The 12,876-nt window shown below is 67.7% G+C and carries 15 protein-coding genes; 7 read left to right on the top strand and 8 right to left on the bottom strand.

The annotated features are described in order from the left end of the window. Positions 1-24: 24 nt before the first annotated feature. From fliF to NAG42_RS04205, 8 genes are all read right to left on the bottom strand, one after another. Positions 25-1,650: a flagellar basal-body MS-ring/collar protein FliF gene (gene fliF, locus NAG42_RS04240; RefSeq protein ID WP_250028062.1), complete on the bottom strand. Its 1,626-nt coding sequence runs from the start codon at positions 1,648-1,650 to the stop codon at positions 25-27. A gap of 1 nt (position 1,651) precedes the next feature. After that, positions 1,652-1,996 carry a flagellar hook-basal body complex protein FliE gene (gene fliE, locus NAG42_RS04235; RefSeq protein WP_250028060.1) on the bottom strand — a complete coding sequence of 115 codons (345 nt, stop codon included), beginning with the start codon at positions 1,994-1,996 and terminating at the stop codon, positions 1,652-1,654. 8 nt (positions 1,997-2,004) lie between these two features. Continuing rightward, the gene (locus tag NAG42_RS04230; RefSeq protein ID WP_250028057.1) at positions 2,005-2,397 is read right to left on the bottom strand and encodes a flagellar basal body rod protein FlgC; all 393 of its coding nucleotides are present in this window, start codon (positions 2,395-2,397) and stop codon (positions 2,005-2,007) included. A 2-nt stretch (positions 2,398-2,399) separates the two neighbouring features. Beyond that, positions 2,400-2,747, bottom strand: coding sequence for a flagellar basal body rod protein FlgB (flgB, locus tag NAG42_RS04225; protein ID WP_250028055.1), 348 nt, complete (start codon positions 2,745-2,747; stop codon positions 2,400-2,402). 176 nt (positions 2,748-2,923) lie between these two features. Continuing rightward, positions 2,924-3,247 (bottom strand): hypothetical protein, encoded by a 324-nt coding sequence (locus NAG42_RS04220; protein WP_250028053.1) that lies wholly within the window; start codon positions 3,245-3,247, stop codon positions 2,924-2,926. Positions 3,248-3,263: 16 nt separating this feature from the next. Beyond that, entirely contained in the window at positions 3,264-3,644 is a 381-nt protein-coding gene (fliS, locus tag NAG42_RS04215; protein ID WP_250028050.1) for a flagellar export chaperone FliS, read from the bottom strand. A 52-nt stretch (positions 3,645-3,696) separates the two neighbouring features. Then, the gene (gene fliD / locus NAG42_RS04210) at positions 3,697-5,085 is read right to left on the bottom strand and encodes a flagellar filament capping protein FliD (protein WP_308201107.1); all 1,389 of its coding nucleotides are present in this window, start codon (positions 5,083-5,085) and stop codon (positions 3,697-3,699) included. Between the two features lie 112 nt (positions 5,086-5,197). Beyond that, positions 5,198-6,478: a flagellin N-terminal helical domain-containing protein gene (locus NAG42_RS04205; protein WP_250028046.1), complete on the bottom strand. Its 1,281-nt coding sequence runs from the start codon at positions 6,476-6,478 to the stop codon at positions 5,198-5,200. A gap of 281 nt (positions 6,479-6,759) precedes the next feature. Between NAG42_RS04205 and NAG42_RS04200 the strand changes: the two genes are divergently transcribed. The 7 genes from NAG42_RS04200 to NAG42_RS04170 all read left to right on the top strand — a co-directional run bounded on the left by NAG42_RS04200 (position 6,760) and on the right by NAG42_RS04170 (position 12,875). Further along, positions 6,760-7,245 carry a flagellar protein FlgN gene (locus NAG42_RS04200; protein ID WP_250003385.1) on the top strand — a complete coding sequence of 162 codons (486 nt, stop codon included), beginning with the start codon at positions 6,760-6,762 and terminating at the stop codon, positions 7,243-7,245. 1 nt (position 7,246) lies between these two features. Continuing rightward, positions 7,247-8,656, top strand: a complete 1,410-nt coding sequence (flgK, locus tag NAG42_RS04195; protein ID WP_250028044.1) for a flagellar hook-associated protein FlgK — start codon at positions 7,247-7,249, stop codon at positions 8,654-8,656. Positions 8,657-8,684: 28 nt separating this feature from the next. Further along, on the top strand, positions 8,685-9,581 hold the full coding sequence (flgL, locus tag NAG42_RS04190) for a flagellar hook-associated protein FlgL (protein WP_250028043.1): 897 nt from the start codon (positions 8,685-8,687) through the stop codon (positions 9,579-9,581). Between the two features lie 2 nt (positions 9,582-9,583). Continuing rightward, the gene (gene fliW, locus NAG42_RS04185; protein ID WP_250028041.1) at positions 9,584-10,021 is read left to right on the top strand and encodes a flagellar assembly protein FliW; all 438 of its coding nucleotides are present in this window, start codon (positions 9,584-9,586) and stop codon (positions 10,019-10,021) included. Positions 10,022-10,067: 46 nt separating this feature from the next. Beyond that, entirely contained in the window at positions 10,068-10,346 is a 279-nt protein-coding gene (gene csrA / locus NAG42_RS04180; RefSeq protein ID WP_438872363.1) for a carbon storage regulator CsrA, read from the top strand. Between the two features lie 124 nt (positions 10,347-10,470). Then, positions 10,471-12,021, top strand: a complete 1,551-nt coding sequence (locus tag NAG42_RS04175) for a methyl-accepting chemotaxis protein (RefSeq protein ID WP_250028040.1) — start codon at positions 10,471-10,473, stop codon at positions 12,019-12,021. 110 nt (positions 12,022-12,131) lie between these two features. After that, complete coding sequence (locus tag NAG42_RS04170) at positions 12,132-12,875, top strand: hydrolase (RefSeq protein ID WP_250028038.1); 744 nt, start codon at positions 12,132-12,134, stop codon at positions 12,873-12,875. Position 12,876 lies beyond the last annotated feature (1 nt).

The raw sequence follows: 12,876 nt of genomic DNA, 5'->3' as shown, positions 1-12,876 counted from the left end.
TCCAGCCGATCGCCGCCGGAAAGGTCAGCGCGTCGTGTCGGCGGCCAGCCAGCCGCGCAGAAGCACCGCCATCTCATCAGGTTGATCTTTGACCATCTGCTCGATCTCCCGCTGGCGTTCCTCGCGAGCCTGCACGTTCGTGTCGTCCAGGCCCATCCCGGCCTCCAGCATCTGAGCCGGGATCGCCTGGTTGAGTTCGGCCAGCCGCTGCGCCTCGAGTGCGGCCTGCATGTCCTCGAGGTGCTTGCGCTCCTCAGCGGTCAGGCCCCGGCGCTTGCTGCTCTTGCGGCTGAACCGCCAGGCCAGGAACATCAGGATCAGGACGAGCGCACCGAGCGCGCCGGTCTTGATCAGGGACATCTGCTTGGCCTGCTGGGCGGCGGCACTGGAGGCGCTCAGGGCCTCCTGCGCGGCCTTGGCGGCGCTCTGGTCGAACGGCATGGCCGAGACCGCGATCGTGTCGCCGCGGGTGCTGTCGATGCCGGCGGCCGCGGTGACCAGCTGCTGCACCTGGGCCGGGTCGATGGTGCCGGCCACGTTGCTGTTGAGCAGGACAGCCACGTTGAGCTTCTTGATCCCGCCGGGCGCGCTCTTCCGGGTCTCGTTGATCTCGTTGAGCGCGTTGTTGCGGACGCTGGAGCTGTTCTCGTACTGGCCGGGACCGCTGCTGGCGCCGCCCGCCGAACAGCCGGGGCCGGCGATGTTGTCGGGGCCGAGCACCCCGCCGGCGCAGTTGTCCGCGGCGTTGTAGGCCTCACGGGTGTTCTGCTCGGAGAGGGCGGGCACCGACGGGTCCGCGTTGTAGGTCCGGCTCTGCGTCTGCGTCTGGTCGAAGTCGAGCTGGGCGCTGGTCTGCACCACCGCGTTGCCCGGGCCGACCAGGCTCTCGACGATCTTCTGGAGCGAGGAGTTCATCCGGTTCTGGAAGGCGACGGTCTGCGCTTCCGTCCCGCTGTCCCCGCCGGTGCCGATGGCCGCACCACCACCGGTGGAGAGGATCTTGCCGTCCGCGCCGGCCACGGTGATCTCGGTCGGATCGAGGCCCTCGACGCTCGAGGCGACCAGGTGCACGATGGCCTGCACCTGATCGCCGCTCAGCGGCTGGGTCGAGCTCGAGGCCACCAGCACCGAGGCGGTCGGCTTGTCCTGCTCGTCGGCGAAGACGTCCTTCTTGGGGATGACGAGGTGCACGGTGGCCGCCTCGACCCCCTCGATCGACTTGATCGTGGTGGACAGCTCGCCCTCGAGCGCCCGCTGGTAGTTCGTCTGCTGCATGAAGTCGCTGGTGGTGATGCCCTGCTGGTCGAGCAGCGCGTAGCCGGTGCCGGCGTCGCCCGGCAGGCCCTCGCCGCTCAGCGACAGGCGCAGGTCGTTCACCTGGTCCTGCGGTACGAGCACGGTCTGGCCGTCGTTGGCCAGCTCGTAACTCGTACCGGTCTTCTTCAGCGACTCGACGATCGCGCTGGCGTCCTTGGACGAGAGGTTGTTGAACAGAATGGAGTACGAGGGCTTCGACGCCCACGTGGCGAAGAAGTACGCGCCGATGACGAGGGCGACTACAGCCGCGATCGTGACGGCCTTCTGTCCCGGTGTGAAGGACCGGAACGTGTCCGTGACGCGGCGAACCGGAGCGGGAAGGCGGTCGGTCATCTCAGGCCTGCATCCTCATGATTTCCTGGAAAGCTTCCACGGCCTTGTTGCGAACGGCGAGAGTGAGCTGCTGGCCGAGCTGAGCTTCGTTGGCTGCCATGGTGTATTGCGCCGGGTCGTTGAGCGTGCCCTGGGCGACCTGGACGGCGAGGTCATTGGCTTTGGCCTGCGAGGCCGAGACACTCTCGAGCCCGCGCGAGAGCATGCTCGCGAAGCTCTCGTGCTCGCCCTGCGCCGCGGTGACTTTCTCAGTGCCGCCCAGGGCACCGGTGCCACCGACGCCGCTGATCGCGTCGAGCCCGGAGACCGGCGAGAAACCGCCGATCGGGCTGATCGGGGAGGTCATCGCCTACCTCACTTTCCGAGGTTGATCGCAGCGGTGTAGGAGTCCTTCGCGCGGTCCACGACCGCGAGGTTGGCCTGATAGGCGCGCTGGGCCATCATCATCTGGGCCATCTGCGAGCTCAGGTCGATGTCCGCCTTGCGCACGTAGCCCTGGCTGTCAGCCAGCGGGTTGTCCGGCTCGTGCACCAGCACACCCTCGGCGCTGCCGAAGGCCACCCCGCCGACCTGGGCGCCGTTACCGTCCTGGGCCTCCTGGGCGAGGATGTACCGGGCCTGGAACGCCTTCTCCGAGGTCCGGACGGTGTTGTCCATGTTGGCGATGTTGTCCGACACGGCGTCCAGCCACTTGCGGTAGACGGTCACACCGGTGCCGGCGACGCCGATCGCGTTGAAAGTGCTCATGCTCAGACTCCCTTGATCGCGTCGCGCAGCATCGAGTACTTGGTGTCCATCGCCCGCAGAGTCAGCTGGTAGCGCATGGTCGTGTCGATGTGGGAGAGGGTTTCCTCGTCGAGGTTGACGTTGCTGCCGTTGAGCCGGGTGGGCTCCAGCGACGAGCGGGTCTGCGGGGCGACGCCCAGGGGCGACATGCCCTTGGCGACGGCACCGCGCAACGCCTCTTCGAACTCGACCTTACGGGCCCGATAGCCAGGGGTCTCGATGTTGGCGATGTTGTTGGCGATGGCGCTCTGCCGTGCCGCCAGGCCGGAGGCCGCGACGCGCAGGGAGGACGTGGAGACGTCGTCGAACACAGCAGCTCCTTGTGTCGTTCCAAGGTGCCGATCCGTGGCAGTTCGGTGAGCGTTCCGTCGCTCGTACCATGCATTTCGGCGGCTCCGGCGATCCGCTGAGTGTCAGACGGTTGCCAGCCGGTTGCACGAAAACGTCCCGGCCCCCAGGTGGGGAGCCGGGACGATGGTCTGTCCTTCTACATGGCCCGATCGACGTAGACGGGGCGTTTGACGGCCTCGCCGGTCTCGATCTTCTTCGTCATCGTCATCTGCTGGCGGGTGGCGGTCATCCGGCGGGCGATTTCCTCGGCCGCCTGGAGCTGGCGGGTCAGGATCTCGTCGGCCCGCGGCTTGAGCTCCAGCGGCAGCGCGCCCAGCTCGGTCGGCGGCTTCCAGATGCTGGCCGGCGGCGTCTCGGCGTGCCGGTGCTCGTCGTCGAGCATCGCCTCGACCGTGGCCACGTCGAGCTCCAGCTCGTCCAGCGCCTCGCTCCAGGCGTCCCGCCAGTCGCCGCCGCTCACGTCGATCCCCCGCTCGTCAGTGGGCGACCGCCGACGCGGCCGCCTCTCGCCAGGCGTCGCGCAGCGGCTCGACGAAACCGCGGCAGACGGCCACCCGGTCGGCGTCCTTGGTGACGTTGGCCCCGATCAGCTCGGTGATCAGATAGCTGTAGAGGTTGGCCAGCCCGGGAGCGCCGGACCAGGCCTCGACGTCGAGGCTGACCTGAAGCTCGATGAGGATCTCCTGAGCGTGCGAGAGCTTCTCGTGCGCGTTCTCGATCTCCTTGGCCCGGATGGCCTCCTCACCCTGGACGAGGTCGAGGACGAGGCGGTCGTAGAGCATGGTCAGCAGCTTGGCCGGCGAGGCGGTCTGGATCGAGTCCTGCAGGTAGCGGTTGCGGAGGTTTGGGGCGGTCACGGTCATCGGTCTCCTAAGTCAGGGCCCTGCGATGGCTGGTCGGGGCGATGGATCAGAGGCCGGAGAGCTGGCCGGCGAGCCAGGTGGACTGGTTCTTGAGCTTGCCCAGTGAGGTCTCCAGATCGGCGTACTGCTTCTGCAGTGCGGTCCGCTTGGCCGCGAGCCGAAGGTCCCAGCCGCTGATCTGCGTGTTGAGCCCGTCGATCTCGTTCTTGCGGCCGGTGATGACCGAGGTGATGTTGGTCGTCTGGTCGCCCGCGTACTTCTCCATCTGGTCGGCGAACTCGATGCCGGCCGCCTGGATCTGGGTCGGGTTCTCGTTGTATGAGGTGGTGAACTTCGACGAGTCGAAGGTCAGCTTGCCGCTCCGGTCGAGTTCCACGCCGAGCTTCGACAACGAGATGGAGATCTTCTGGAGGGTGGCCTTGTTGGCCGGATCCTCCTGGGCCTTGTCGTACGACGGATTGGTGTAGGTCAGGCCGAGGCTGATCTTGCCGAGCAGGGTCTGCGAGATGTTGCGCACCGAGAAGTCGCCGGTCAGCGGCGAGCCCTTCTTGGTGGCGGCGTTGTAAGCGGTCTGGTTGCCGACCTCGGTGAGCGTGCTGTTCGCCGCGTCCACCAGCGCCTGGATCTTGCTGGCGATGCCGCTCACGTCCTGCTCGGAAGTGACGGTCACGTCGTTCTCGAGCTTCGAGACAGTGATCGAGACACCCGGCATGAGCTTGGCGAAAGTGTTCGTCTCGCTGGTGACGCTGTAGCCACCGTCCGCGGCCTTGTCATCGCCGCCGCCGATGTCCAGCTGAGCGTTGGAGGCCGACGCCACGTTGGTCAGAGGCGACGCGACGCCCTCCAGGCCGCTGTCGATCCGGAAGGCGGCGTTGGTGCCGGTTTTGGCGCCACTGATCTGCAGGATGTCGTGGGCACCACCGGTGGTGACCACGGTTGCCTTGATGCCGATGCCGGCCGCGTTGATCGCGGCGGCGACGCCCTTGGCCGACTTGTCGTCGCCGAGATTGATCGTGTGGGTTTTGTCGTTGGCGCTGTTGTCGAGCGGGCCGGTGGTGATCTGGATGGTGCCTGAGCTGATGTCGCCGCTGGTGGGCACCTTGGCCGTGGTGATCTGGTTCTTGGCGAGGCTCTTGACGTTGAACACCGTGGTGCCCGACGCCGCGTTGGTGCCGGTCACGGCGGTTGCGGTCACGCTGCTCGAGCTGGAGGTCGGCTTGACCGCGCGCCACGTGCTGAGCTGGCCGAGGGTGTCCGCGGCACCCTTGAGCGAGGTCAGAGCGGCGTTGACCGACTGATATGAGGCGATCGCGGTCTGGGCCGTAGTCACCTTCGACTTGAGGCGGGTCTGGGGTGCAGCCTCCACCTGCATCAACGAGTTGATCATCGTGGATGTCTGAAGGCCACTGACGAGTCCGTCTACCGAACTGCTCACCGGAGCCTGCCTTTCACTGCTGAACGAGAGCGGGGGCAGCCGCTTGTGACGGCTACCCCCACCTATTCGGTCGCTTGCGCGAGATATTCAGTTGCTGACGGTGGCAGTTCGGTTAGCGCAGGAGCGAGAGGACGTTCTGCGCGGACTGGTTGGCCTGCGACAGCATCGAGGTGCCGGCCTGGGTCAGGATCTGCGACCGGGTGAACGACACCATCTCCTGGGCCATGTCGGTGTCACGGATACGCGACTCCGACGCGGACAGGTTCTCGACCGAGACGTTCAGGTTGTTGATCGTGTGCTCGAACCGGTTCTGCACGGCACCGAGCGTGGCGCGGCTCTCGGTGACCGACGAAAGGGCCCTGTCGATCGCCTTGAGCGCGGCGTCGGGGTCCTTGGTCAGGTTGAGGGCGGCGGTGCCGAGCGACTCGGAGTCGACGCCACCGATCGCGATGCCGATCTTCTGGTTGGCGTTCGCGCCGACCTGGAACTTGCCGGTGTTGCCGCCGGTGGCCTTCATCGTGGTCAGGTCGACGCCCAGACCACCGGAGTTGACGCCCGTGGTGGTGTCGACGGAGCTGGCCGTGCCGATGTTCGTGTCGTTGGTGATCGAGAAGTCCCCGCTACCGTTGACGTTGAACGTGGTGCGGTTCTGGCTGTCGACCTTCGCCGACATCGTGATCTCGTTGCCCTGGAAGCCGGCCGCCTTCAGCGCCTTCTCGAGGCCTGCGTTGACCGCCTTGGCCAGATCCTGCGGCGAGGCGTCCGCGGCGACCTTGTCAACCGAGACCTGAATCGGAGAGCCACCGGTCGAGATGTCGGTGCCGTTGGGCGACTTGGTGAGACCGCCGACCTTCTCCAGCGAGAAGGTGAAGGTGCCGGTGCCGGTGACGCCCGCCGGGAGCGAGGCCGCGGCGCCCGTGGTGGTGCCATCCATCCGGGTGCCGGCCGCCTGCTTGGTGGCGCCGAAGGTGCCGTCGAGCAGGTTCTGCTTGCCGAACGCGGTGCTCTTGCCGATACGGTCCAACTCGGCGTTCAGCTGGCCCATTTCCTTGTTGGCGGCCTCGGAGGCCGAGGTGTCAGTGGCTCCCGCGTTGGCCGCCTGCACCGACAGGTCACGCATACGCTGCAGGATGGCGGTCGTCTCGTTGAGCGCACCTTCAGCGGTCTGCGCGACGCTGACGCCGTCCTGGGTGTTGCGGACGGCCACCTTGAGGCCGCCGATCTGCGAACGCAGGCCCTCGGAGATGGAGAGACCGGCCGCGTCGTCGGCAGCCCGGTTGATGCGGAAACCACTGGACAACTTCTCCAGCGACTTCGACATCTGGCTGTCGGTGACCGACAGGTTCCGGTAGGCGTTCTGCGCGGCGATGTTCTGATTGATGCGAAGACCCATGGGTTGCTTCCTCCTTGAGAGGGGTCTGGAGCCGGCCCATCCATGGGGCCGTGGCGTGACGCCAGCCCGATCGGCGCGTTGCCGACGGTTCATGAGCAGTCTGCGAGATTTCCTCGCCCATTTCCGGCGAACGCCAAGAAACCCGAGCCGAACTCACATGAACCCGGAATGCACCGGATCGGGGGAAATTCCTCAGCGGCGTCGCAGACGTGCCGACGTGTCCGAATGAGCGGGTTCGTCGTGAGGGCGTGCCCCGATCAGAGGCGAGACGGAGGACCAGGGTGAGTCTCACCGACCTGGCCAGCGTCCTGTGGCGTTCACGTGAGCTGCTCGAGATGCTGCTGTTCAAGCTCGAGGAGGAGCAGTTGCTCCTCGCGGCCAACCGTTCGCGCTGGCTCAGCCACGCCACCCGGGAGGTCGAGGTGGTGCTGGAGCAGATCCGGCAGACCGAGGTCATTCGCGCCGCCTATGCCCAGGACGTGGCGGTCGAGCTGGGCCTGGCTCCGGAGGCCTCGCTCGGCGAGCTGGCCGATGCCGCCCCCGCGCCCTGGTCCGACCTCCTGCATCAGCACCGCAAGGCGTTCCTGCTGCTGACCTCCGAGATCAGCGCACTCGCCGACGTCAACCGTGACCTGCTCACGGCCGGTCAACGCGCAGCCCGCGAAACCATGCTCGCGTTCGCCGAAACTGTGGAAACCTACGGTCCGCAGGGGCAGACCGTTTCCGGCGGCATCCGCCGCTCGAGCCTGGTGGATGAGGCGATCTGAGATGGCTAGCAGCTTCAGTGGGATCAACACGGCGCTCACCTCGCTCTACGCGCAGCGCCGGGGCCTGGACGTCACGGGCCAGAACATCGCCAACGCGAACACCGAGGGTTACACCAAGCAGCGGGTCCGGATGGCGTCGCAGACCGGCAGCCTGAACCCCGGTGTGTACGCGACGACCACGCAGGTCGGCAACGGTGTCACCGTGGCCGGCGTCGAGCGTGGCCGCAACGCCTATCTGGAGGAGCGGGGCCGCACCGAGCACGCGAACTCCTCGTACCTGGCCGCGCAGAAGGCGACGTACGAGCAGATCGAGAGCGTGCTGGCCGAGCCCAGCGACACCGCGTTGCAGGCCCGTCTGCACGACATGTGGGACGGCTGGAACGACGTCGCCAACAACTGGCAGGACCCGTCGACCCGCTCGTCCCTGCTCGAGAAGAGCCGGACCGTGGCGATCACGCTGAACGACACCCGGGCCTCGCTGGCCAGTCAGTTCGGCGCGAACCTGAACGAGATGAGCGCGTACGTCGACCAGGTCAACACGATGGCCGACAACATCGCCAAGATGAACAACCAGGTCGTGGTCGCCCGGGCCGCCGGTCTCGAGACGAACGAGCTCCAGGATCAGCGCGACGTCGCCGTCATGAAGCTGTCCGAGCTGGTCGGCGCGACCGCCCTGGCCAAGGACGACGGTTCGATCAATGTCTATGTCGGGGCGTCGCCGCTGGTCAGTGACTTCTCCACCCGCAAGCTGGTGCTCGCCGGCCCGCCCAACCTCGACTCCTGGGACGCGAACACGCAGGTCGCGCTCAAGTGGCAGGGCACCGACACGACGGCTGTCGCCGGCGGCACGATGGGCTCGATGCTGGACACGATGAACACCATCATCCCGGGCATCGCCAAGCAGCTCGACGACGTGGCCAAGTCGCTGGCGACCAGCGTCAACAAACTGACCACCACGGCGTACGACGTCAACGGCGACCCGGGCACCGAGTTCTTCTCGGGCACGACCGCTCGCGACCTCAAGGTGGCCATCGACGACCCGGGCAAGGTCGCCTTCTCGGCCGGCAACCCCAAGGCCGTCCTGCCCGAGGTCGCCGCCATCGACAACGACAAGGCCGACGAGCTGGCCGCGCTCGGGACTTCGCAGAGCGGGCCGGACGCCACCTATCAGCAGATGATCGGCCAGCTCGGGGTGGCTTCGCAGGCCTCGGGCCGGCGCAGCGAGATCCAGGACGCGGTCCGCGACCAGGTCGACACCTCGCGCGAGGCCGAGTCGGGCGTCAACCTCGACGAGGAGATGACCAACCTGCTGACCTTCCAGCGGGGTTACGAGGCCGCCTCCCGGGTGCTGACCACGATCGACTCGATGCTCGATCAGCTGATCAACCGCACCGGTCTCGTCGGCCGATGAGCGGGCGACGACGGCGTAGGGGAATCGCATGACCATCCCGAGCAGGGTCACCGACACCAGCATGCGGCACCGCATGCTGGGCGATCTCAATCGCAGCATGGCCCGCGGCCAGAAACTGCAGGAGCAGATCTCCAGCGGCAAGCAGCTCAGCCGGCCCTCCGACTCTCCGACCGGGACGGTCACGTCGCTGCAACTGCGCGGCGAGTTGCGGGCCACCCAGCAGTTCTCCCGCAACGCCGACGACGGTCTCGGCTGGCTCGGCACCATTCAGGACAAGCTCGGCGACGCGTCGGGGCAGATCATTCGCGTACGCGATCTGACCGTGCAGGGACTGAGCTCGGCCAACAACGCGTCGGCCCGGGAGGCCATCGCCGTCGAGATCGACAACATCCGCCAGTCGATGATCGGTGAGGCCAACACCAAATACCTGGGCCGGCCGATCTTCGGCGGCACCACGCCGGGCGCCGTGGCGTTCGACGAGACCGGTAAGTACGTCGGGAACGACGGGCAGACCACCCGCACCGTCGGCCCGAACGCCAAGGTCCGGATCGACACGACCGGGGCCGAGGCGTACGGCGCGGAGGGAAGCGACACTCAGCTCTTCAAGGTGCTGAGCGACATTTCCACGGCGCTTCGCAACAATGACGACACAGCGCTGAACACCGCGCTGGGCAACATCGATACGGCGCACGATTTACTAAAGTCCACCCTTTCGGACGTTGGCGCCCGATATAATCGGATTACGCAGATGAAGCAGTCCGCTGATGACCATTTGCTCTCCGTGACGTCGCAGCTGTCCGACATCGAGGATGTCGACCTGCCCAAGGCGATCATGGAATTGCAGATCCAGCAGACGTCTTATCAGGCCGCCCTGGCCGCCTCGGCCAAGGTGATCCAGCCCTCGCTCATCGATTTCCTGAGGTGACCATGACTACTCGCACCGCGTCCCGAACGATTGAGGACACCATGATCGACCCGTCGCTGGGCCTGCCGACCATCACGATGGCGGTGCCCATGCCCGGTTTCCCGGCCCACCGGGAATTCGTCCTGGTGCGGCTCAACGAAGACGGCCTGCTCTACGCGTTCACGTCCACTGAGGACCCCGACCTGCGCTTCCTCGTCGCGCCGCCGGAGCCCTTCTTCCCGGACTACGCGCCCGAGATCGAGGCCGACGTCTTCGCCGCGCTGAACACCAAGGACGCCGACCGTCTGCTGCTGCTGACCGTGATCACGGCCGGCACCAACGAGACCACGGCCAACCTGATGGCTCCGATCGTGGTCGACCGCGACAGCATGCGGGCCATCCAGGTCGTGCTGAGCGGCTCGGGCTTCCCGGTCCGCGCGGTCATGAACCCGGTCTACTGATCAACAGCGGGCGCGGTCGCGGGGCAGCGGCCGCGTCCGGTTGGCGATGCTGTCCGTCCACGGATGGAGGAGGGCACCGACGATGCTCGTTCTGACCCGGCGCTCCGGAGAGAGCGTGATGATCGGCGACACTGTCGTCATCACCGTGCTCGAGGCGCGTGGCGACGTGATCCGGCTGGGCATCCAGGCTCCGCGTGACGTACAGGTGCATCGCGAAGAGGTGTACCGGGAGCTGCAGGCCTCGAATCGGGAGGCCGCCTCGCCCACACAGGACGAAGTCCGAGCGGTCAGCAAGATGCTGCGACCACCGGCCACATCGGACTGAATGCTGTACGGAAGCCCCGTCGCGCCGCGGCGGGGCTTCTTTTTGGACAAAAGCCCCCGGCGGTCGCAATAAATGTGAAAAATGTTCATTACCGCTCAAGTCTGATCGGCTCGAAGGGGGATGGATGTCGCGACTGGCGCAACTCGGCATTGCCAAACGGCTCGGCCTGATCGTGCTGGTGGGTGCCCTCCTGCTGGGCGTCCAGGCCGGCATCACGCTGCTCGGCCAGAACCGGTTGAACGAGCAGGCCGATCATCTCTCGCGGCTGCAGACCGGCCTGGCCGCGCTCAATCACCTCGACACCCGGCAGAGCGAGCTCAAGTTCGACGCCGGCCGGGCCGCGCTGGGCCAGGACGTCAGCCAGGACGTGGTCGACGACGTGCAGTCGGCCACCGAGGCCGCCGATGCCGTGGTGGCCGCCGGACTGCCGGACGACCTGGCTGCGACGTTCGCCCAGAGCCGTCAGGACTTCGTCGACTTCGGCACCTTCATCTCCGACTTCGTGGCCGGTGACCCCGCCTCGCTCCGGGCCCGGATCGGCGAGGTCTCCGAGCGCAACAACGTCACCGACGACGCTCTGGGTGGCTTGGTCGACCAGGTCAGCGCCGCGGTCGAGACCGAGCGCGCCGACATGGCGACCACGGTCAGCGACACCCGTACGATCTCGATCGTGGTGGCCGTGCTCGGCCTGGCCCTGCTGATCGGGATGGCGATCCCGCTGGCTCGCTCGATCCTGGTGCCGGTCCGCCGGCTCGGCGCCGTCATCGACGCGCTGGCCCGCGGCGACCTGACCAACCGCAGCGGCATCACCACCCGCGACGAGCTGGGCCGGATGGCCATCGGGCTCGACGGGGCGCTGGAGTCGATCCGCGGTTCGCTGACGACGATCGGCCGGGACGCCGATGCTCTGGCCGGCGCGGCCGGTGAGCTGTCGGCGGTGGCGGCACAGATCGCCGAGGCGGCTCAGCGCACCGATCAGCGGTCGGCGTCGGCCTCGCTCGAGGCGGACGAGATCTCCCGTAACGTGCAGTCGGTGGCGGCCGGGGCCGAGGAGATGGGTCTGGCCATCCGGGAGATCTCCCGCAACACCAGCGAGTCGGCCCAGATCGCGTCGGTGGCCGTGTCCGAGGCGGCCCGGGCCACCGAGACCGTTCGTCAGCTCGGCACGTCGTCGGCCGAGATCGGCAACGTCATCAAGCTGATCACGTCGATCGCCGAGCAGACGAACCTGCTGGCCCTGAACGCGACCATCGAGGCCGCGCGGGCCGGCGAGGCGGGCAAGGGGTTCGCCGTGGTCGCCAGCGAGGTCAAGGATCTGGCTCAGGAGACGGCCCGCGCGACCGAGGACATCGGGACCCGGGTCGCCGCCATCCAGCAGGACACCGGCGGGGCGGTCGAGGTGATCTCGCGGATCAGCGAGGTGATCGCCCAGATCAACGACTTCCAGACCACCATCGCGTCGGCCGTCGAGGAGCAGACGGCGACGACCGGCGAGATGAGCCGCAGCATCGCCGAGGTGGCCAACGGCTCGGCCCGCATCGCCACCAACATCTCGGACGTCTCGACGGCGAGTGCCGAAGCCGTGCATGGCGTCGAGCAGACCCGCACCGCCTCCACCGGGGTGGCCCGCACCGCCGACGAACTGCGCAGCCTGGTCAGCGCCTTCCGGCTGTGAGGCCGCGCACCCGGACTGCACCGCCACGTGACCGGGGCTGACAACGCCGCACCCGCATTCTCATCCTCAGACGGGAGGAGCCCGTCGGGCATCAGGTGCGGGGAGACACAGTGAGCGCGAAGCGGGAATCGGTCATCGGCGTCGTGAGCGCCGTCGACGCCCTGGATCTGACCACCGATGCCCACGTGCACACCGGCTTCTCGGCCGGGCGGGACGCGGTCGGGGTCGTCGTCTCGGCGGCCGACCTGGCCGGGCTCACCGCGGTCACCTTCGCCGACCAGGTCGGTCCGGACACCACCTGGCTGCCCGCCTACGCCGACTCGGTGCGACGGGCCCAGCGGCGGACCGAGATCCGGCTGCGCATCGCGGCCGAGATCGAGGTCGTCCGGCCCGACGGGTGGCTCGCCCTGCCCGCCGACCTGAGTCACCTCGAGGCCGTCTCGGTCGCCGTCTCCGGTCTGCCGCTGCCCACCGGCGTCGCCGGCCCGCGCGAGCTGCGCGCCCTGCTGGCCGCCGGCCGGCTCACCGCCGACCAGGTGGCCGAGACCCTGGTGACGGCGACGGCCCGCGGCATCGAGCGCGCCTCCCGATACGCCCCGACCCAGCTCGCGCGCCCGCTGAGCCTGCTCGCCCAGGTCGGTCTGGACGACGCCGTGCTCGGCCTCGACCTGATCGACTTCCTGGCCGCGGCCTGCCGCGAGACCGGCACCGTGGTCGAGATCAGCGAGGCGTGGCGGTCGCCGTCCGCCCGTCTCGTCGCTCTGCTCCGTGCGGCTGAGGTGCCGCTGGTCCCCGCGAGTGACGCCCGGTACGCGACCGAGGTCGGCCAGTGGCAGTACCTCCGCCGGGTCTGAG

The organism is Paractinoplanes maris (genome assembly GCF_023544465.1).
Lineage (GTDB): Bacteria > Actinomycetota > Actinomycetes > Mycobacteriales > Micromonosporaceae > Actinoplanes > Actinoplanes maris.
Note: the sequence above shows the minus strand (reverse complement) of the source record. Positions and strands in the feature narration are given on the sequence as shown.